Source organism: Micromonospora sp. NPDC005087 (assembly GCF_042872965.1).
Lineage (GTDB): Bacteria > Actinomycetota > Actinomycetes > Mycobacteriales > Micromonosporaceae > Micromonospora.
On sequence record NZ_JBIALB010000008.1, the window covers coordinates 303,697 to 321,196 of the forward strand.

Annotated in this window: 20 protein-coding genes; 15 read left to right on the plus strand and 5 right to left on the minus strand. The window is 72.1% G+C overall.

Going from position 1 to position 17,500, the window contains the following annotated elements; translation table 11 throughout:
- Positions 1–28: 28 nt before the first annotated feature.
- Together ACFYPS_RS20885 and ACFYPS_RS20890 are read right to left on the minus strand one after the other, a co-directional pair.
- The gene (locus ACFYPS_RS20885) at positions 29–727 is read right to left on the minus strand and encodes a cation transporter (RefSeq protein WP_354963971.1); all 699 of its coding nucleotides are present in this window, start codon (positions 725–727) and stop codon (positions 29–31) included.
- Complete coding sequence (locus ACFYPS_RS20890; RefSeq protein WP_387326236.1) at positions 724–1,083, minus strand: ArsR/SmtB family transcription factor; 360 nt, start codon at positions 1,081–1,083, stop codon at positions 724–726. Before ACFYPS_RS20890 ends, ACFYPS_RS20885 begins: the two co-directional genes overlap by 4 nt.
- 349 nt (positions 1,084–1,432) lie before the next feature.
- On the opposite strand from ACFYPS_RS20890, the gene ACFYPS_RS20895 reads away from it, so the two are divergent.
- On the plus strand, positions 1,433–1,969 hold the full coding sequence (locus ACFYPS_RS20895) for an HNH endonuclease (RefSeq protein WP_074313833.1): 537 nt from the start codon (positions 1,433–1,435) through the stop codon (positions 1,967–1,969).
- 185 nt (positions 1,970–2,154) lie between these two features.
- Here the strand turns inward: ACFYPS_RS20895 and ACFYPS_RS20900 are convergent, their stop codons facing one another.
- The 3 genes from ACFYPS_RS20900 to ACFYPS_RS20910 form a co-directional block, all read right to left on the minus strand.
- Complete coding sequence (locus ACFYPS_RS20900) at positions 2,155–2,994, minus strand: class F sortase (RefSeq protein ID WP_354963972.1); 840 nt, start codon at positions 2,992–2,994, stop codon at positions 2,155–2,157.
- A gap of 12 nt (positions 2,995–3,006) precedes the next feature.
- Entirely contained in the window at positions 3,007–3,480 is a 474-nt protein-coding gene (locus ACFYPS_RS20905) for a hypothetical protein (RefSeq protein WP_387326240.1), read from the minus strand.
- A 153-nt stretch (positions 3,481–3,633) separates the two neighbouring features.
- Positions 3,634–4,098, minus strand: coding sequence for an Lrp/AsnC family transcriptional regulator (locus ACFYPS_RS20910; RefSeq protein ID WP_354963973.1), 465 nt, complete (start codon positions 4,096–4,098; stop codon positions 3,634–3,636).
- Positions 4,099–4,244: 146 nt separating this feature from the next.
- Here ACFYPS_RS20910 and ACFYPS_RS20915 point away from each other — a divergent pair, with 146 nt between their 5' ends.
- The 14 genes from ACFYPS_RS20915 (at position 4,245) to ACFYPS_RS20980 (ending at position 17,430) form a co-directional block, all read left to right on the plus strand.
- Positions 4,245–5,147 (plus strand): tryptophan 2,3-dioxygenase family protein, encoded by a 903-nt coding sequence (locus tag ACFYPS_RS20915; RefSeq protein WP_354963974.1) that lies wholly within the window; start codon positions 4,245–4,247, stop codon positions 5,145–5,147.
- Between the two features lie 20 nt (positions 5,148–5,167).
- Positions 5,168–6,478, plus strand: a complete 1,311-nt coding sequence (gene kynU, locus ACFYPS_RS20920; protein WP_354963975.1) for a kynureninase — start codon at positions 5,168–5,170, stop codon at positions 6,476–6,478.
- Positions 6,475–7,812: an NAD(P)/FAD-dependent oxidoreductase gene (locus ACFYPS_RS20925; protein WP_354963976.1), complete on the plus strand. Its 1,338-nt coding sequence runs from the start codon at positions 6,475–6,477 to the stop codon at positions 7,810–7,812. The genes kynU and ACFYPS_RS20925 overlap by 4 nt, the downstream gene beginning before the upstream one ends.
- 23 nt (positions 7,813–7,835) lie before the next feature.
- Entirely contained in the window at positions 7,836–9,317 is a 1,482-nt protein-coding gene (locus ACFYPS_RS20930) for a 2-hydroxymuconic semialdehyde dehydrogenase (protein ID WP_354964027.1), read from the plus strand.
- 22 nt (positions 9,318–9,339) lie between these two features.
- On the plus strand, positions 9,340–10,137 hold the full coding sequence (locus tag ACFYPS_RS20935) for a fumarylacetoacetate hydrolase family protein (RefSeq protein ID WP_354963977.1): 798 nt from the start codon (positions 9,340–9,342) through the stop codon (positions 10,135–10,137).
- On the plus strand, positions 10,134–11,063 hold the full coding sequence (locus ACFYPS_RS20940) for an acetaldehyde dehydrogenase (acetylating) (protein ID WP_354963978.1): 930 nt from the start codon (positions 10,134–10,136) through the stop codon (positions 11,061–11,063). Before ACFYPS_RS20935 ends, ACFYPS_RS20940 begins: the two co-directional genes overlap by 4 nt.
- Positions 11,060–12,133 carry a 4-hydroxy-2-oxovalerate aldolase gene (gene dmpG / locus ACFYPS_RS20945; RefSeq protein ID WP_354963979.1) on the plus strand — a complete coding sequence of 358 codons (1,074 nt, stop codon included), beginning with the start codon at positions 11,060–11,062 and terminating at the stop codon, positions 12,131–12,133. The genes ACFYPS_RS20940 and dmpG overlap by 4 nt, the downstream gene beginning before the upstream one ends.
- Positions 12,130–12,903: a fumarylacetoacetate hydrolase family protein gene (locus tag ACFYPS_RS20950; RefSeq protein ID WP_354963980.1), complete on the plus strand. Its 774-nt coding sequence runs from the start codon at positions 12,130–12,132 to the stop codon at positions 12,901–12,903. Before dmpG ends, ACFYPS_RS20950 begins: the two co-directional genes overlap by 4 nt.
- Positions 12,900–13,328 (plus strand): RidA family protein, encoded by a 429-nt coding sequence (locus ACFYPS_RS20955; protein ID WP_354963981.1) that lies wholly within the window; start codon positions 12,900–12,902, stop codon positions 13,326–13,328. The genes ACFYPS_RS20950 and ACFYPS_RS20955 overlap by 4 nt, the downstream gene beginning before the upstream one ends.
- Positions 13,325–13,849: a 3-hydroxyanthranilate 3,4-dioxygenase gene (locus ACFYPS_RS20960; protein ID WP_354963982.1), complete on the plus strand. Its 525-nt coding sequence runs from the start codon at positions 13,325–13,327 to the stop codon at positions 13,847–13,849. Before ACFYPS_RS20955 ends, ACFYPS_RS20960 begins: the two co-directional genes overlap by 4 nt.
- Positions 13,849–14,850 (plus strand): amidohydrolase family protein, encoded by a 1,002-nt coding sequence (locus ACFYPS_RS20965; protein WP_354963983.1) that lies wholly within the window; start codon positions 13,849–13,851, stop codon positions 14,848–14,850. The genes ACFYPS_RS20960 and ACFYPS_RS20965 overlap by 1 nt, the downstream gene beginning before the upstream one ends.
- Positions 14,851–15,203: 353 nt before the next feature.
- Positions 15,204–16,667, plus strand: a complete 1,464-nt coding sequence (locus ACFYPS_RS20970; RefSeq protein WP_354964028.1) for an amidase — start codon at positions 15,204–15,206, stop codon at positions 16,665–16,667.
- A 72-nt stretch (positions 16,668–16,739) separates the two neighbouring features.
- Positions 16,740–17,036, plus strand: a complete 297-nt coding sequence (locus ACFYPS_RS20975; protein ID WP_354964029.1) for a hypothetical protein — start codon at positions 16,740–16,742, stop codon at positions 17,034–17,036.
- The gene (locus tag ACFYPS_RS20980) at positions 17,023–17,430 is read left to right on the plus strand and encodes a DUF5130 family protein (RefSeq protein WP_354963984.1); all 408 of its coding nucleotides are present in this window, start codon (positions 17,023–17,025) and stop codon (positions 17,428–17,430) included. The genes ACFYPS_RS20975 and ACFYPS_RS20980 overlap by 14 nt, the downstream gene beginning before the upstream one ends.
- The last annotated feature ends 70 nt before the right edge of the window (positions 17,431–17,500 follow it).

The following is a 17,500-nucleotide window of genomic DNA, read 5'->3' on the forward strand; positions in this document are numbered from 1 at the left end:
CGGGTGATCCGCTTACCAGAAGAGAGGGCTACACCGTGCGGTCGGCGCAGCAGCCATTGCCGCAGCCTGAGGCTTGGTCGGTAGCGGTATCGACGGCAGGCAGGGGTGTGCATTCGTCGCAGTGCTCACCCCGCCATGCCTCAATTCCTTCCTTAATTGCCACCCCGGCGATCACGAGTGCCGCGATCGGGTCGGCCCATGACCAACCCCAAGCGGCGTTGAGGACCAGGCCGATGAGCAGCACCGCAGACAGATAGGTGCACAGCATCGTCTGTGTCGAGTCGGCCATGACTGTTGCCGAGCCGAGTTCCCTGCCGGTGCGACGTTTGGCCCGAACGAGCAACGGCATCACGAGCAGCGACGCGACGGCAAGGCCGATGCCGACCCGGCTGGCGTCAGCGTCTCCCCCGGACAGCAATGAGCGGACGGCGTCGAAGGTGACCCAGGCTGCCAGGGCGAAGAACGATGCGCCGATGAGCCGCAGCGCCAGTCGTTCCCTGTCCTCGGGCACCCGAGAGCGGAACTGCCAGATCACGACTGCTGCGCTGGACACCTCGACGAAGGAGTCCAGGCCGAAGCCGATCAGGGCGGTGGAGGAGGCCGCCGCGCCAGCGGCGATCGCGACGAGGCCCTCAAGCAGGTTGTAACCGGCGGTCGCATAGGCCAGCCAAAGGCTGCGTCGGGACAGCACCGCCCGACGCTCCGGAGTCAGCAGCGACGCACTCACGCGCTCACTCCCAAGGTGGAGTCGGCCGGAGTCCCGTAGACCGGGCGCAGAGCTACGGCCTCGCCGGTGGCAGCGAGGACCTGTTCCGCCGAGCGCAGTAGATCCAGCAGCTCAGGCCGGGTGAGGGCGTAGAACGACTGGCGACCCTCTACCCGGTAGTCGATCAGGCCACAGTCACGCAGACACGCCAAGTGCTTTGACACCGTCGACTGCGCCAACCCCAGCTCGCCAGTCAGGTCGACCACCCGAGCCTCGCTGGACGCGATTCGGCGCAGAATCGCAAGCCGGGCCGGATCCCCGAGAGACCGGAACAGCGCCACGGCCGGAGCCAGGCCAGGAGTGCAATCAATCGCCATAACGCGATGATAGCCAGATTGAGCGATGAATAGGAAGATGTCGGTGCGATTCCAGGAAGGGGTGGGATCGAAGATCATCGGGCACAGATCCGGCACAAGTGAGACCGGCAAGGGCTGGCAACCGCTGTCAGGCAACGGCAGAGTTCTCCCAGGTCGGGACGGCGATCCGCCCGGATGCGGATGATCCTCATACCCCAAGAGGGATTAGTACGTGCAATCCGGGGTCCGATCAGGGACTATTGGCGCAACGGACGTCGGTGATCGGACCGGCGTCGACCGTGTGGGTCGTCGTGCCCCACTCCGGTCGGCGGCGGCGCCCAGCTGCCGCTGAACCGGGAGGGTGAGCGCGATGCCTGACATACGACCCACGGTGGGCTCCGGCGCGTTGGTCCTCAACGCCACCTACGAGCCGCTGTGTGTCGTGTCGGTGCGTCGAGCCGCGATCCTCGTTCTCTCCGCCAAGGCGGTCTGCGTCGCCGACGGTGACGGCATCCTGCACAGCGCGCGGGACGCGCTCCCAGTGCCATCGGTCGTCCGGTTGACCCGCTTCGTCCGCGTCCCGTACCGCACCCACGTCGGGCTCTCCCGCCGGGCGATCTTCGCCCGGGACGGGTGGCGGTGCGCCTACTGCCGAGGCCCGGCGGAGACCATCGACCACGTCTTCCCGCGGAGCCGGGGCGGTCGACACGCCTGGGAGAACGTGGTCGCCGCGTGCGCGCGGTGCAACCACACCAAGGGCGACAAGACCCCCGCCGAGCTGGGTTGGCGGCTGCACGCCCTGCCGGCCGCGCCAAAGGGCACCGCCTGGCGGGTGCTCGGGCACCGCGCCCCCGACCCGCGCTGGGCCGACTGGCTCGACCTGCGCGAGCCCGAAGCCGCAGCCTGACCCAGAGCCGCCCGCTGACCCAAACACCGCCGCCTGACCCGACGCCGCAACCGGGGCTGAAGCCACCCCTGAGCCCGGCGGCTCAAGGCGGCAATGGCCGGCGCGAGGGTTTGCGGGAGCCCGACCCGCGCAGGGATCAAGCCTGACCGCCCGGAGCGGGTCGGGCTCCCGCAACAACCCCAACCTCAGCCACCCTCACGCGACTTGACCAACGAGGCGAACACCACCACGTTGTCCGAGTAGCCGGTCTCGCCGCCGACCCAGCGGCCGCCGCAGGTGATCAGCCGGAGGCTCGGGCGGCTGAAGTCGCCGTACACCTCGTCCACCGGCAGCCGGCCCTTGTCGAACCGCTCCACCGAGTCGACCTCGAAGACGGCGATCCTGCCGTCCGAGCGGGTGACCTCGACCTGGTCGCCGGAACGCAACTCCCGCAGCTGGTGGAAGACCGCCGGCCCGCTGGTGGTGTCCACGTGCCCGACGATCACCGCCGGGCCGTACTGGCCGGGTGCGGGGCCCTGGTCGTACCAGCCGGCCTCCTGGGCGCGGGCCGCGTCCGGCACGGCGATGGTGCCGTCCGGGGCGATGCCCACGTCATGCACCGGCGCCTGCAGGTCCAGCGTGCGGATGGCCAGACCCGTCGGGCGGCTGGCGGGCAGTACCGGAAACTTCTTCGGCGGCGGCCGCAGACCGGCGCTGAGCCGGTCGGGCAGCATGCTGATCCCGGTCACCTGCTCGACGCCGAGCATCGCCACGATCAGCACCATCAGCGCGGCGACGGCCAGCACCGGCACTCCCGGTCCGGTGCCCAACCGCCACCGGGCCGGCGGCGACCCGGCCGGACGGCGTGGCGGCAGCGGGCGGGTCGCCGGGTCGGTGGTGGCTACGCTGGCCGACACCGCCTGCCCCGCGACCCGGCGCAGCCGGCCGGAGGCGCGGGCCAGCAGCCGGCCGGAGGCGCGGAGCGTTGCCCCGGCCCGGCTGCGGGCACCGTGGTCCGGCCGCGCACGCGCGGTTCTGCGGCTCATGGTTGATCCGGCTCAGGAGCCGGCTCCGGTCCGGCGCCGGTTCCCGGCCATGCCGAGCACGATCGCGGTGGCCACGAGCGCCACCCCGCCGAGTACCAGCAGCGATCCGGTGCCGTGACCGCCGGCCGTGCCGCCGCCCCCGGTCGCCGGCCCCTTGCTGGGTGAGGCCATGTTCAGCACGGTCAGCATGGTCGAGGCCGTCTGGCCGTTCTGGCAGCGCAGGTCGACCGGGTAGTCACCGGGCTGTTTGTCGCCCGGGACGGTCACCTCGCCGGTCAGGAACCCCTTGTCCGGTCTGAGCATCACGTTCCCGAACGCGTCGGAGTGCACGTTGGCCTGCTCATTGTTGTTGTTGTCGCAGCTCGCCCGGATATTGACCCGGCTGCCGGCCTGGACGCTGTTCGGCGTCACCTCGATGAAGGTGTTCTCACCGGCGCGTGCCGGCGAGACCGACATCAGGACGAATGCCCCGACCAGCCCGACCAGTGTCAGGGCGGCCGAGAGCGCGCGGTTGATCGTGCGAAGACCCTGCATGATTTCCCCCTCCCGGCGACGACCGCCGGAACCCTCCCCTGGGCACCGCGCTGATTTCCCGCTGGCCAGGGGGCAAACCCGCAGGAGGGCAGGGTGCGGGTGGGGTCAGCGGTGGCGTGAGGTGGTGCCGGCGGACGGGAGCGGGGTGATCGGCTGCCAGTCCAGCGGGGAGGACAGGACCATCGTGCTCGACGGCTGACCGTACGGGGCGAGTCGGTCGATGACCGCCTCGAACTCGCCGATCGAACCGGCCGCCACCTTGAGCATGCTGCACGCGTCCCCGGTGATCCGGTGGATCTCCAGGATCTCCGGCCAGCCGGCGACCGCGGGATCGTGCAGGATGCACCGCGCGCCGTAGCAGGACATCCGGATCAGGGCGACCACGGTGCGACCGGCCCGGGTCAGGTCGACGTGGGCGTGGTAGCCGGTGATCACCCCGGCCTCCTCCAGCCGGCGGACCCGTTCGGCGACCGCAGGTGGGGACAGGTGCACCCGCCGGGACAACTCGCTGAAGGAGAGCCGCGCGTCGGCCTGCAACTCACGCAGCAGCGCCCAGTCCATGTCGTCCACGCTCAGACCTTACTTTCGTGAACTCAATTCGCCTAGCTGCCTTTGTTTCACCAGGAGAACGCGGCGGAAGCCGTTGATCCGGCATTCCGCAGGCCGATCTGACCGCGAGATCATGACGTCGGCAGTCCGGGGGAGGGAGACCAATGGTGGATCAGACGGAGCGGCGGGCGCCGAACCGCGCCGCCACGGTGCGACCGGTGACCCCGCGGCAGCGGGCCGCCCGCGCCGCGCGCAACGGCGGCGAGCCGACGTTGGAGTTCGCCGAGCTGGTGCCGTACGACGCGTACGTGCAGGCGAGCGCCCTGCACCAGTTGCAGCACCCGCTCAGCACCGACCCGGGTGAGATGTCCTTCCTGGTGGTCAGCCAGATCATGGAGCTGTACTTCGGGCTGACCTGCCACGAGCTGCGGGAGACCCAGCGACTGCTGCGCGCCGACCGGGTCTGGGACGCGCTGGCCCCGCTGCGCCGCGCCACGCTGCACCTGGAGGGGCTGAATGCCGCCTGGCAGGGTCTGCGCTGGATGACGCCGGCCGACTTCAACCGGTTCCGCAACCTGCTCGGCGAGGGCTCCGGCTTCCAGTCGGCGATGTACCGGCAGCTGGAGTTCCTGCTCGGGCTGCGCGATCCGGCGCTGATCCGGCCGTTCCGCCGGCAGACCGAGGTGTACGCCGAGCTCAGCGCCGCCCTGGCCAGCCCGAGCCTCTGGGACGACGTGCTCGCGCTGCTCGCCCGGCACGGCTTCGACCTCCCCGCCGACCTGCTCGACCGGGACGTGGCGGTCGAGCACGACCCGCAGCCGTCGGTCGAGGCGGCCTGGGTGCGGATCTACGCCGACGCCGGCCCGGACAACCACCTGCGGCTGCTCGGCGAGGCGTTGAGCGGGGTCGCCGAGGAGTTCGGCGACTGGCGGTGGAACCACGTCAAGGCGGTGCAGCGGACAATGGGCGCCAAGGTCGGCAGCGGCGGCTCCGCCGGACTGGCGTGGTTGCAGCGCAGCATGGCCCGGGTGGTCTTCCCGGAGCTGTGGTCGGCCCGCACCGCGATGTGACCGGAGAGCGAGACACCCCTGTGCACACCCCTCAAACCGAGCCACTGGGCTTCGCCGCTGGCGAAGCGGAGGCCCGCCGCCTGGACGACGCCGACCCGGGCCACCGGCACCTGTTCCACGTGCCGCCGGCCGACGGCGGCAGCCACGCCGAGTCGGCGTACCTCGCCGGCAACTCGCTCGGACTGCAGCCCCGGGCCACCCGTGACGAACTCCTCGCCGATCTGGACGCCTGGCAGCGGCTCGGCGTCGAGGGGCACCTGGAGGCGGAGCGGGCCTGGCTGCCGTACCACGAGCTGTTGACGGCGCCGGCGGCCCGACTGGTCGGCGCCCGGCCCGCGGAGACCGTGGTGATGAACTCGCTCACGGTCAACCTGCACCTGCTGATGGTCAGCTTCTACCGCCCGGCCGGCGCCCGCACCCGCATCGTCATCGAGGACGCCGCGTTCCCCTCGGACAGCTACGCGGTGCGCAGCCAGGCGCGGTTCCACGGCCTGGACCCGGACGAGACCGTGGTCCGGCTGCGCCCGCGCCCCGGCGAGGACGCCCTGCGCACCGAGGACGTGACCGGATACCTGGCCGCCGAGGGTGACCGGGTGGCGCTGGTGCTGCTCGGCGGGGTCAACTACCTGACCGGCGAGCTGCTCGACATCCCGGCGATCACGGCCGCCGGCCGGGCGGCCGGCGCGGTGGTCGGTTGGGACCTGGCGCACGCGGTCGGCAATGTGCCGCTGGCCCTGCACGACTGGGACGTCGACTTCGCCGCCTGGTGCTCCTACAAGTACCTGAACTCGGGGCCGGGCGCGCTGGCCGGTGTCTTCGTGCACGAGCGGCACCTCGGCGACCCCGACCTGCCCCGCTTCGAGGGGTGGTGGAGCACCGCGGCGGCCACCCGGTTCGAGATGACGCCGGTGTCCCGGCCACCGGCCACCGTGGAGGCCTGGCAGATCTCCAACCCGCCGATCTTCGCGATGGGCCCGGTGCGCACCTCGCTGGAGCTGTTCGACGCGGTCGGCATGCCGGCGTTGCGCGTCCGCAGCCTGCGGCTCACCGGTTGGCTGGAGCAACTGCTCGACGAGGTCACCGCCGACCGGCCGCTGCGCGTCATCACCCCGCGCGACCCCGCCCGGCGGGGCTGCCAGCTCTCGGTGCGGATCGGCGCCGGTAGCGCCGCCGAGCTGACCAAGCGCCTGCGGCACGAACACGGCGTGATCGCGGACGCCCGGGAGCCGGACGTGGTCCGGTTCGCCCCGGTGCCGCTCTACTCCACGTATCACGACTGTTGGCGGGCCGCCGCAGCGCTCGCCGCGACGGTTGGGCAGGTGTCCTCATGACTTCCCAGCGCGACGAGATCGCGATCATCGGCGCCGGACTGGCTGGCTGCCTGGCCGCCTGCTTCCTGGCCCGGCGCGGCTACCCGGTGGCGCTCTACGAGCGCCGGCCGGACCCGCGCGCCGGCACGGCGGAGCGGGGCCGCTCCATCAACCTGGCGCTCTCCGAGCGCGGGCTGGACGCGCTGCGCCGGATCGGCCTCGACGAGCAGGTGATGACCGACGCCCTGCCGATGCGCGGCCGGATGATCCACCCGGTCGAGGGGGAGCCGCAGTTCCAGTCGTACAGCGCGGCCGGTGACCGGGCGATCAACTCGATCAGCCGGGGTGCGCTGAACAACGCCCTGCTGGACGCGGCCGCCGAGCTGCCCGGCGTACGGATCGTCTTCGATCACCGGCTGGTCGGGCTCGACCCGACCGACGGCGGCCTGACCTTCGACACCCCGCAGGGCCCGGTCACCGCCAAGGCGTCGGTGGTGCTTGGAGCCGACGGCGCGGGCTCGGCGGTACGCGGGCAGCTGCTGGCGCACGGGCTGCTGAGCGAGAGCGTGGATCTCCTCGACTACGGCTACAAGGAGCTGACCCTGCCGCCACTGGGCGGGGATTTCGCGCTGGATCCGGACGCGCTGCACATCTGGCCGCGCGGCACCTCGATGATGATCGCCCTGCCCAACCCGGACCGCTCCTTCACCTGCACGCTGTTCTGGCCCAACCAGGGCGCAGGCAGCTTCGCCTCGCTGGACAGCCCGGCCGCGATCGAGCGGCACTTCGCCCAGCACTACCCGGACGTGATCCCGCTGGCGCCGGGCCTGGTGGACGACTACCAGCACAACCCGGTGGGCGTGCTCGGCACGGTCCGCTGCACACCCTGGCAGGTCAACGGCACGGTCGGCCTGCTCGGCGACGCCGCGCACGCCATCGTGCCGTTCTACGGCCAGGGCGCCAACTGCGCCTTCGAGGACGTGGTGGAGCTGGACCGCTGTCTCGACGAGTGCGCCGACGACTGGGCGGCGGCGCTGCCCCTGTTCCAGCGGCGGCGGCAGGAGAACGCCGAGGCCATCGCGAGGATGGCGTTGACCAACTTCGTGGAGATGCGGGACAAGGTCGCCTCACCGGTCTTCCAGCTCGGTCGGCGGGTGGAGCACGCACTGGAACGGGCGCTGCCCGGCCGGTACGTTTCCCAGTACGAGCTGGTGTCCTTCTCCACCACCCCGTACGCCGAGGTTCGCCGTCGGGTCCGCCGGCAGCACCGGGCGCTCGGCGTGCTCGCCGGCGGCGCCGCGTTGCTGCTGGTCGGTGCGATCGGCGCGGCGCTCAGCCGAGGGAGGCGCGCATGACTGGCAGCTGGGATCCCCGACTGATGGACGGCCGGGCGCCAGCCGGGCCACCGCGGCTGCGCAACTTCGTGGCCGGCGAGTTCGTCGACGGAGGGCCGACGTTCACCAAAATGAGCCCGGTGACCGGCGAGCAGGTCTTCGAGGTGGCCGAGGCGTCGAAGTCCACCGTGGACGACGCGGTGGCCGCCGCCCGGGCCGCGCTGCGCGGGCCGTGGGGCCGGATGGGCGAACGCGAGCGCGCCGAGGTGCTGCGCCGGGTCGCCGACGAGCTGGAACGCCGCTTCGACGACCTGGTCACCGCCGAGGTCGCCGACACCGGCAAGTCCATCGCCCAGGCCCGCACGCTGGACATCCCTCGGGGCGCGGCGAACTTCCGGGCGTTCGCGGAGATCGTGGCGACCGCGCCCACCGAGTCGTTCACCACGGTCACGCCGACCGGCGGTCGGGCGCTCAACTACGCGGTCCGCAAGCCGGTCGGCGTGGTCGCGGTGATCGTGCCGTGGAACCTGCCGCTGCTGCTGCTCACCTGGAAGGTCGCCCCCGCGCTGGCCTGCGGCAACGCCGTGGTGATCAAGCCCAGCGAGGAGACGCCGGCCTCGGCGACGGTGCTCGCCGAGGTGATGGCCGCCGCCGGCGTACCGGCCGGGGTGTTCAACCTGGTGCACGGGTTCGGGCCCGACTCGGCCGGCGAGTTCCTCACCCGCCACCCCGGGGTGGACGCGATCACCTTCACCGGTGAGTCGGCCACCGGCGGCGCGATCATGCGAGCCGCCGCCGACGGGGTGAAGGCGGTGAGCTTCGAGCTGGGCGGCAAGAACGCCGGCCTGGTCTTCGCCGACGCCGACCTGGACGCTGCGGTGGCCGGCTCGGTGCGCTCCAGCTTCACCAACGGCGGGCAGGTCTGCCTCTGCACCGAGCGCATCTACGTCCAGCGTCCGATCTTCGAGGAGTTCACCGCCCGGCTGGCGAAGCGGGCCGGCGAGCTGGCGTACGGCTGGCCGGCCGACGAGGCGACGGCCACCATGCCGCTGATCTCCCATCAGCACCGGGCCAAGGTGCTCGGCCACTACGAGCTGGCCCGCGCCGAGGGCGCGAAGGTGCTGACCGGCGGCGGCACGCCCACCTTCGGTGACGCTCGCGACGGCGGGTCGTACGTGCAGCCGACGGTGCTCACCGGGCTCGGCGCGGACGCCCGCACCAACCGCGAGGAGATCTTCGGCCCGGTGGTGCACGTCGCGCCGTTCGACACCGAGGACGAGGCGTACGCGCTGGCCAACGGCACCGAGTACGGGCTGGCGGCGACGGTGTGGACCCGGGACGTGGGCCGTGCGCACCGGGCCGGTGCCCGGCTGGACGCCGGCATTGTCTGGGTCAACACCTGGTTCCTGCGCGACCTGCGTACCCCGTTCGGCGGGGTGAAGGCGTCCGGCATCGGCCGCGAGGGTGGCGTGCACTCGTTGAACTTCTACTCCGAACTCACCAACGTCTGCGTGGACCTGTCGTGAGCCACCGCAGCGAGGAGCGGGCATGAAAGCTGACATCGAGGCCGCCAACCGGGAGCTGGCCGAGGCCCGCACCACCGGCAAGCCGTGCCCACCCCTGCGCGGCCGGCTGCTGACGGAGGGCGACGTCGAGTCGGCGTACCGCGTGCAGCAGCTCCAGGCGCGGGCCTGGCAGGGTCAGGGCGAGCGCCGGGTCGGCGCGAAGATCGGGCTTACCTCCCGGGCGGTGCAGGAGAGCTTCGGGGTCTTCCAACCGGACTTCGGCATGCTGACCGACGCGATGGCCGTCGCCGACGGCGCCGAGGTGGCCATCGACCGGCTGCTCCAGCCGCGGGTCGAGGCGGAGGTCGCGTTCGTGCTCGGCAAGGATCTACCGGAGCCGCGGATCACCACGGTCGACCTGGTCCGCGCCGTCGACCACGTGCTGCCGGCGATCGAGATCGTCGACTCACGGATCGCCGCCTGGGACATCTCCATCGTGGACACGGTCGCCGACAACGCCTCCAGCGGGCTCTTCGTGCTCGGCACCACGCCGCGCCGGCTCGCCGACCTCGACCTGCGGCTCTGCGGGATGGTGCTGGAGCACGCCGGTGAGCCGGTCTCGGTGGGCGCCGGCGCGGCCTGCCTGGGCAACCCGCTGCACGCCCTGCACTGGCTGGCCGGCACGCTGGCTCGCGCGGGTGACCCGCTGCGCGCCGGGGACGTGGTGCTCTCCGGGGCCCTCGGCCCGATGGTTCCGGTCACTCCGGGGGCCGCGTACGAGGCGCGGATCTCCGGGCTGGGCTCGGTGCGGACGTGTTTCAGCAAGGAGGGTGGTCAGTGACGACCGGTGTGGCGGTGCTCGGTTCCGGAAACATCGGCACCGACCTGATGATCAAGGTGCTGCGGCTCAGCAGCCAGCTGCGGATGGTGGCGATGGCCGGCATCGATCCGGCCTCCGACGGCCTGGCACGGGCCCGCCGGCTCGGCGTGGCCACCACCGCCGAGGGCGTGGACGGGCTGGTCGCGATGCCGGAGTTCGCCGACGTCGAGCTGGTCTTCGACGCCACGTCGGCCGGCGCGCACCGGCGACACGACGAGGTGCTGCGCGCGCACGGCCGCACGGTGGTCGACCTGACCCCCGCCGCGCTCGGCCCGTACGTGGTGCCGCCGGTCAACCTCGACGAGCACCTGCACGAGCCGAACGTGAACATGGTGACCTGCGGCGGGCAGGCGACCGTGCCGATCGTCGCCGCGGTGCGCCGGGTCACCCCGGTGGCGTACGGGGAGATCGTCGCGTCGATCGCGTCCCGCTCGGCCGGGCCGGGCACCCGGGCCAACATCGACGAGTTCACCGAGACGACGGCCCGGGCCATCGAGGTGGTCGGCGGCGCCGAACGGGGCAAGGCGATCATCGTGCTGAACCCGGCGGACCCGCCGCTGCTGATGCGCGACACCGTCTACTGCCTCTGCCCGGACGCCGACGCCGACACCGCCGCCATCGCCGCCGGGGTGGCCGACATGGTGGCGACCGTGCAGGAGTACGTCCCCGGCTACCGCCTCAAGCAGGACGTGCAGTTCGACCGGGTGGAGGCGTACCTGCCGACGCTCGGGCGTCAGCTCACCGCCCTGCAGGTGTCGGTCTTCCTGGAGGTCTCCGGCGCCGGGCACTACCTGCCGGCGTACGCCGGCAATCTGGACATCATGACCTCCGCCGCGCTGCGTACCGCGGAGCGGCTGGTCGCGCTGCGTGAGGTGATCGCCCGATGACGGCCCTGTACATCCAGGACGTGACGCTGCGCGACGGCATGCACGCCATTGCCCACCGGTACACGGTCGACCAGGTGCGCGCCATCGCCGCCGCGCTGGACGCCGCCGGGGTGGCCGCTATCGAGGTGGCGCACGGCGACGGGCTCGCCGGCTCCAGCGTCAACTACGGCCACGGCGCGGCCAGCGACGCCGAGTGGATCTCCGCTGCCGCCGAGGTGCTGACCACGGCGAAGCTGACGACCCTGCTGCTGCCGGGCATCGGCACCATCGCCGACCTGAAGGCGGCGAAGGCCCTCGGGGTGACCAGCGTCCGCATCGCAACCCACTGCACGGAGGCCGACATCTCCGCCCAGCACATCTCCTGGGCGCGGGAGAACGGCATGGACGTGGCCGGGTTCCTGATGATGTCGCACATGAACGACCCGGCCGGGCTGGCCGGGCAGGCCAAGCTGATGGAGTCGTACGGCGCGCACTGCGTCTACGTCACCGACTCGGGTGGCCGGCTGCTGATGTCCGACGTGGCGCAGCGCGTCGACGCGTACCGGCAGGTGCTGGAGCCGGAGACGCAGATCGGCATCCACGCCCACCACAACCTGTCCCTCGGGGTGGCCAACAGCGTGCTCGCCGTCGAGCACGGCCGGGTCACCGGGTCCGCCCCGGCCGACGCCGACGCGGCGCACGGTCGGACCGTGCGGGTGGACGCCTCACTGGCCGGGATGGGCGCCGGCGCCGGCAACGCCCCGCTGGAGGTCTTCGTCGCGGTCGCCGAGCTGCACGGCTGGCGGCACGGCTGCGACGTGTTCGCGCTGATGGACGCCGCCGACGACCTGGTCCGTCCGCTGCAGGACCGGCCGGTCCAGGTGGACCGGGAGACGCTCTCCCTGGGGTACGCCGGGGTCTACTCCAGCTTCCTGCGGCACGCCGAACGGGCCTCGGCGAAGTACGGCGTCGACGTCCGTTCGATCCTGGTCGAGCTGGGACGGCGACGGATGGTCGGCGGCCAGGAGGACATGATCGTGGACGTGGCGCTGGACCTGGTGGGTCAGCGCGAGAAGAAGGTGGCGCAATGATCGGCGTGGACACCGTGGGCGTCGCGGCGAAACTCGGCGCGGCGGCGGACACCGCCACCGCCATTCCACAGCTCGCCGCGGAGGTGGGGCTGGACGTGCCGAGCGCGTACGGCGTGCAGGCGGCGCTGGTGCAGCGCCGACTGGACCGGGGTGAGCGGCTGGTCGGGCTGAAGATGGGTCTGACCAGCAAGGCGAAGATGGCGCAGGTCGGCGTGGACGAGGTGATCTGGGGGCGGCTCACCGACGCGATGCGGGTGCCCGACGGCGGCGTCGTCGACCCGGCCGCGTACATCCACCCCCGGGTCGAGCCGGAGGTGGCGTTCCTGCTGGACCGGCTGCCCGAGCCGGGCGAGCAGGTCGGCGACTTCGCCTCGGCGGTCCGCGCGGTCGCCCCGGCGATCGAGCTGATCGACTCCCGGTACGCCGACTTCCGGTTCTCCCTGCCGGACGTGATCGCAGACAACACCTCGGCCGCGGCGTTCGTCATCGGGCCGTGGTCGCCGGTGCCGGACGGGTTGGACAACCTCGGCGTGTTGCTGGAGGTCGACGGGCGGGTCGTTCAGGTCGGCTCGACGGCGGCGATCCTCGGCGATCCGCGTCGGGCGCTCGACGAGGGCATCCGGCTGGCCGGCCGGCACGGCGTGCGCCTGCAGTCCGGGTGGGTCTTCCTGGCCGGCGCCGCCACCGCCGCGGTGCCGCTGCGTCCGGGTGCGCACGTGCGGGCCGTGGTGGAGAAGCTCGGCACGGCGTCGTTGAAGGCGTCGGCATGAGCGGCGGGGCGCGGGTGGTGGCCGGAAAGGCCACACCGCGGGGGGCGTTTCCGCACGTCAAGGTCGCGGGCGGGTTCGTCTTCGTCTCCGGTACGTCGTCCCGGCGGGCGGACAACTCGTTCGCCGGTGTCGAGGTGGACGAGTTCGGGACGACGAACCTCGACATCCGGGTGCAGACGCGCGCGGTCGTCGAGAACGTCCGGGATCTGCTGCGCTCGGTCGGCGCCGACCTGGCCGACCTCGTCCAGGTGACGTCGTACCTGGTCAGCATGAACGACTTCGGTGGTTACAACGAGGTGTGGGCGGAGTTCTTCGACGCGTCCGGGCCGACCCGCACGACGGTGGCGGTGCACCAGTTGCCCCACCCGCACCTGCTCATCGAGATTCAGGCCGTGGCCCTTCTTCCCTCGGGAGGTCAGTCGTGAGTGAGATCGCCGAGCCGTTCAGTTTTCCGGGATGGATCGCGGACAACCAGCACCTGTTGAAGCCGCCGGTCGGCAACAAGGAGATGTTCCCCGGCGGGGACGACTTCATCGTGATGGTGGTGGGCGGGCCCAACCAGCGCACCGACTTCCACGTGGACCCGTACGAGGAGTTCTTCTACCAGGTCAAGGGCAACATGCACATCAACCTCATGAGCCCCGAGGGGCCGCGCACGGTGCACGTGCGCGAGGGGCAGATGTGGATGCTGCCGCGGAACACCCCGCACTCGCCGCAGCGGCCGGAGGCCGGTTCGATCGGTGTCGTGGTCGAGCGGGTCCGCGAGGAGGGCACGCTGGAGACGTTCCAGTGGTACTGCCCGGAGTGCGGGCACAAGGTGCACGAGGTCGAGTTGCAGGTCCGGGACATCGCCGCCGATCTGCCGCCGGTGTTCCAGGCGTTCTACGCCGATGAGGCCGCGCGTACCTGCGCCAACTGCGGCACGCTGCACCCGGGCAAGGGCTGATGCCCGCAGGCGTGGTCGACGTGCACACGCACGTCGTACCGAAGGGATGGCCGGACCTCGGCGCCGCGTGCGGCGGGTCCGGCTGGCCCTGGCTGCGGGTCGACTCCGAGCGGGCCGCGATGATCATGGTGGGGGAGTCGGAGTTCCGGCCGGTCGGCGCCGAGTGTTGGGATGCGGCGAGCCGACTGGCCGACATGGACGCGGACGGCGTGGACGTGCAGGTCGTCTCGCCGACACCGGTCTTCTTCAGCTACGACCGCCCCGCCGATCAGGCCGTGAAGGTCGCCCGGATCTTCAACGACCTGACCCTGGAGGTCACCGCGGGCGGCGGCGACCGGTTGGTGCCGTTCTGCCAGGTGCCGTTGCAGGACCCGGACGCCGCCTGCGCCGAACTGGACCGCTGCCTGGCCGCCGGGCACGTCGGCGTGGAGATCGGCAACCACGTCGGCGACCGGGACCTGGACGACGCCGGCGTGGTCACCTTCCTCCAGCACTGCGCTGAGGTGGGGGCGCCGGTCTTCGTCCATCCGTGGGACATGCCGGGCGGCCCCCGCCTGGACCGGTGGATGGCCCGCTGGCTCACCGGGATGCCCGCCGAGACGCACCTGTCGGTGTTGGCGATGATCCTGGGCGGCGTCTTCGACCGGGTGCCGGAGACGTTGCGGCTCTGCTTCGCGCACGGCGGCGGCAGCTTCCCGTTCTGGCTCGGCCGCGCCGACAACGCCTGGCACCGCCGTGGCGACCTGGTCCGTGGCGCGTCGGCAGCTCCGCCGAGCAGCTACGTCGACCGGTTCAGCGTCGACTCGGTGGTCTTCGCGCCGCCCGCGCTGCGCCTGCTGGTCGACACCATGGGAGAGGACCGCGTGCTGGTCGGCAGCGACTATCCGTACCCGTTGGGCGAGCGGCCGGCCGGCGCGGTGGTCCGCGCGGCCGACTTCCTCACCGCCGAGCAGCGCGACAAGGTCCTCGCCACCAACGCCCTGCGCTTCCTGCACGGCTGAGCGCGGTCGCCCTTGCTTGCTGGCTCGCCCCCCGCGGTGGCGGCCTTCCCAACGACGGTGGCGGCCTTACCCACCCCCTCGACAGCCTTTGCTCTGCTTCACTCCACGCAACACCGACCGTCCGGATATCGGACGCTCCCTTGTTGCGTGCGTTGAAGCAGTGCAAAGGCTGTCTGAAGGACTGTCGGCGGTCCGGCGGCAGCGGCGGAGCAATCGAGCGGGAACCGGGCGGGCACCCGCGACGAGCGGCTGTACGGCGACCAAGGGCGCGGCGGCGAGAGCGGCGGCGGCCGGTTGCCGATCGTCGGCGCGTGACGAGTGCACCGGAGGCCGGCGGCCGGCAGGATGACGGCATGGCCGACATGCACGACCTGACCGCGTTGGAGCAGGCCGCCGCCGTGGCGCGCGGCGAGCTGTCCAGCGGGGACCTGGTCGAGCACCACCTGCGCCGGGTGGCGGCGATCGGCGACACCGTGGGCGCTTTCGTCACGGTCACTCCGGAACTGGCCCGGGAGGCCGCCCGCGCGGCCGACGCCGTGCCCGCCGAGGGACGTGGCCCGCTGCACGGCGTACCGACCGCGATCAAGGACCTGACTCTGACCGCCGGGGTCCGCACCACCTTCGGGTCGGCTGCCTTCGTCGACTTCGTCCCGCCGGTCGACGCCGACGTGGTCCGGTTCATCAAGGCCGCCGGGCTGGTGAGCCTGGGCAAGACGACCACCTCCGAGCTGGGCTGCTCGCTCTACTCGGAGGGCCGGGTCGCGCCGCCGGCCCGCAATCCGTGGCAGCTCGCGTACACCGCCGGCGGCTCCAGCGGCGGCGCGGCGGCGGCGGTCGCGGCCGGGCTGGTCCCGGTCGCCCAGGGCTCCGACGGCGGCGGCTCGCTGCGCATCCCGGCGTCGCTCTGCGGCCTGGTCGGCTACAAACCCAGCCGCGGCCTGGTCTCCGGCGGGCCGCTCGGCTCCGGCGCTTTCGGCCTGCCCACCAGCGGGCCGCTCGGCCGGACCGTCACCGACGTCGCCGCACTACTCGACGTCATGGCCGTGCCGGTGCCCGGTGAGCCCTACCTGCCGCCGGCCGCGCCGCCCGGCGGTTACCTGGCCGCCGCCCGCCGGGCCGAGCCCGGCCGACTGCGGATCGGCCGGTTCACCACCCCGATGCTCGCCGACGAGCCGGTGCACCCCGACTGCGTGGCCGCCGTGGACCGGGCGGCCGCGCTGCTCACCGCCGCAGGCCACGAGGTGGTCGAGGTGCCGGCGCCGCTCGGGCCGGAGGCGTGGCCGCTGTTCGAAGTCATCTGGTACGTGCTGGCGCTGGCCCCGGTGCCACCGCAGCGGGAGTCGGAGCTGCTGCCGCTGACCCGGCTGCTGCGAGCCCGGGGTGCCGAGGTCTCCGCCGGCGCCCTGGCCGCCACCCTCGGCGAGTTGCAGGCCCAGGTACGCCTGGGCGCCCGCCGCACCGCAGGCTGCGATCTGCTGCTCTGTCCCACCCTGGCCACACCGCAGGCACCCGTCGGCTGGTTCACCGCGGACGGCGACCCGGCGGCCGATTTCGACCGGCAACGCCGCTTTTCGCCCTACTGCGCCATCTTCAACGTCACCGGCGATCCCTCCGTGTCCCTGCCGCTGGGCACGACCACCGACGGCCTGCCCGTCGGGGTGCTGCTCACCGGCCGGTACGGCGACGACGCGCGACTCATCGCGGCCGCTGCGCAACTGGAGAACTGGTGTGACCAATGGGATCGGCACCCCGCAATCTGGCGGGCCGTCGACTCCGCTAACGTGAATGGCGACGGAGTCGGCCGATCGCCATCATGATCGTTCATCCGACCCGGTTGTTCGAGGTCCTTCTTCCGCCTGGGGGCGTTGGGATTGTCTGTTACCGAGACGTTGCTGGTCTTCGTCGGCATCCCGGCGGCCGCAGTGCTGGTGATCGCCGGCCTGGCGTACGCCGGCGGCCGCGGCGGTGGTACCGGTGGTGGTGGTGGCTCCAAGCGCTACCGCCCGGGCCGACCCTTCGACTTCACTCCGGTCTGGTTCCTTGGCCGCCCGGAGCAGCTGGCCGACTCGGCCGGCACCGCGCTGACTGCGGGCGCGCAGGCGCCCGCGCTGACCAGCCACAAGCTTGAGCAGGCCAGCGTTGAGGCGCCGGCCGGTGGAACCGGAGGCGCAAGTGACCGTTGGTGAGGAGCAGGCCGGGACGGTAAATCCGCCCGAGGTGCTGGACGGGCCGTTCTCGACCCGTCAGTTGCTGCGCATCGACGAGGCGCTACGCCTGGCCGACCAGGGCACCGGCCTGGTCTTCTCGGTCTTCGTCGGCGGCCTCGACGAGCCGGTCCGGGAGCACGCCCAGCGGCTGCACCGCCAGCTCGCCAACCCCGACAAGTCGGTGCTGATCGCGGTGTCGCCCAACCAGCGGCAGCTGGAGATCGTCACCGGACGGCACTCCCGCAAGCGCATCCCCGACACGTACGCCAAGCTGGCCGCGCTCTCCATGGTCGGCGCGTTCAGCGGGGGCGACCTGGCCGGCGGCATCATCAACGGCCTCGACCAGCTCGCCAGCCACGCCGGCAAGGGCTGAGCCCTTCCTCATACGAGAAAGCCCGGCCCGCTTTCAGCGGGCCGGGCTTCGCTCTGTGCGGGCTGGTTTC